Below are 2,458 nucleotides of genomic sequence, written 5' to 3' on the forward strand. Positions count from 1 at the left end.
AGGTTAACCTGTTGATGGTTAACCCTTCGTAGCACCCAGCATAATACCCCTTACAAAATACTTCTGCAGAAAAGGATAAACAATAATCATCGGAAGGATCGAAAGAACGATGACTGTGGCCTGCAACTGTCTTCCGGAATAAGGATTTTTATTTTCCAGCTTCGCTAAAATGTCGGCGAATTGAGTTGGGTTATTCTGGATAATAATTCTTCGCAGTACCAGCTGCAGCATCTCTTTATTCGAATCACTCGTATAGATCAAGGCGTCGAACCAGGCATTCCAATGCCCCACCCCTACCCATAACGCTATCGTGGCAATAATTGGCATGGATAATGGAAGAATGATTTTAATGAAGATTTTCAAATATCCAGCACCATCTACCATCGCCGATTCTTCCAAGCTTTCCGGCAACGATCTGAAGAAGTTACGCATAATCAATACATTGAATGTGGCAATCATACCGGGAATGACAAGTGCCCATATGGTGTTGTACATCCCGAGCGACTTGATTAGCAAGTAGTTAGGAATTAACCCGCCTCCGATAATAAATTGGATCAACATGAATCGCGTAATCCATTTATTGAGCGGAAAATCTTTTTTTGACAATGGATATGCCGTAATTGCAGTTGCAATGACACTGATGGCCACACCAACGACAGTCCGAATGATCGTATTTTTATAACCGACCCATAACGCATCAAATTCAAATGCGAGCTTATAACTGTCAAACGTGATCGGATTCGGAAACAGCATAAATGAATCATAGGCGGCATTCCCACCATCAAGCGAGATGACGAGTTGTGTCCAGAACGGATACAATGTGACAATCAAAATGATCGTCATGATTGTATACAGAAACATATCTACAATTTTATTCCCGTTTACCATAATGTATTATCACTGCCTCCAATCTTTCTAGCAAGTGCATTTGCCGACAGCATCAAGATCAAACCTATAACTGATTTAAACAAACCTACCGCGGTCGCATAACCATAATCCATATCAATTAAACCTTTTCTGTATACATAGGTGTCGATAATGTCAGCGACTTCATACACTTGCGTATTGTACATATTGAATATTTGGTCGAAACCAGCATCGAGAATACCTGACATCGATAAGACGAGCATAATACTGATGATTGGAAATAACATCGGGATCGTTATGTAGATCATTCGCTTGAATCGGCCTGCGCCGTCAACAACGGCAGCCTCATGCAAAGTCGGATCGATGCCCGTAATTGCCGCAAAATAAATGATCGAGCTCCATCCGAATCCTGCCAGGACCGACGTTGCGACAAGTATCGCGCGAAAATACTCAATATCAGCCATGAACAAAATGGGATCGATCCCAAAAAGTCCAAGTATCGCATTGACTGGCCCTTCCATGGAAAGGATGCTCATGAAAATACCGCCTAGAATGATCCAAGAAATAAAATGAGGCAGGTATGAAGCCGTCTGGACAACCTTTTTGAATTTAACATTCTTAATCTCACTTAACATGATCGCAAATAGAATCGGAATGGGGAAACCCCACAGCATACGATACAAGCTGATGATCACCGTATTTTTAAGCACCTCATAAAATCCTGGATCTGAAAATGCTTTTTCAAAATGGGCGAAGCCTACCCATGGACTATCAACGAAACCTTTCGTAATTTGAAAGTCTTTAAATGCAATCACGAGCCCATAAATTGGCACATAATTGAAAATAGTAACGTACAGCAATGCAGGAATTATCATCACTATCAATACCCGGTATTTTTTTACCGCATACAGTTTGGATCTGGTGTTCCTGGTTTTCGAATGGCCGTCAAAATCAGGCTGAGGGGCCAATGTTGTCGTTTTACTCATCGTGTCTATCTCCTTCCATGTTCATATGAATGCGCATTCATTTCATATGAAAAGTATAGCATGAGGGTAATTGGGCAGCATTATCAGTTATTTGACTTCCTTATTGTTTTTCTGTCGAATCAGAAACGATGGATCTCCTGGTGTATCACATCGGCTTGCATGCAGGTCAGATCTCGTTGATTCAGAAGTGTGTACCTAAGCAAGAAAAGGCTGAGACGTAAAAATAAAAGGTGTAAATCAAGGTGCTCTCGCTGAGCTCTTGACTTACACCTTTCACATTGGTTTCGCTGGATGCTATTTTTGTTTTAATTTGTCATAGGCATCTTGTGCTTCTACCATGACTTTATCGCCACCTAATTTATTCCATTCAGCCACGAAGTTGTCAAATTCGCTGACTGGCGTTTTGCCAGTAATCATATCAACGAACGTTTTCATCATTAATTTTTCCAATCTTTCACGATGCTCATTAAAGATCGGTTTCGTAACACCATTCAATATTTCGTATTTTCCTGCTCCCAAGTTCATCAATTCATTGCGGATCGGCAGCTTCGATTTGTCGGGTGTAGTAAGTGCCGCAAGTTCCATATTATAAGAGTCATTCCATC

The 2,458-nt window shown here is 41.0% G+C and carries 2 protein-coding genes and 1 pseudogene; all 3 read right to left on the minus strand.

What is annotated here, in order from left to right; genetic code table 11:
• Positions 1-18 precede the first annotated feature (18 nt).
• Complete coding sequence (locus AC1DWN_RS32105; protein WP_477562902.1) at positions 19-888, minus strand: carbohydrate ABC transporter permease; 870 nt, start codon at positions 886-888, stop codon at positions 19-21.
• Positions 882-1,853, minus strand: coding sequence for an ABC transporter permease (locus AC1DWN_RS32110; RefSeq protein ID WP_477562903.1), 972 nt, complete (start codon positions 1,851-1,853; stop codon positions 882-884). The genes AC1DWN_RS32105 and AC1DWN_RS32110 overlap by 7 nt, the downstream gene beginning before the upstream one ends.
• A gap of 294 nt (positions 1,854-2,147) precedes the next feature.
• A pseudogene (locus tag AC1DWN_RS32115) lies at positions 2,148-2,458 on the minus strand (hypothetical protein); the annotation flags it as partial.

It is taken from the genome of Paenibacillus sp. P4_A7, assembly GCF_056402455.1.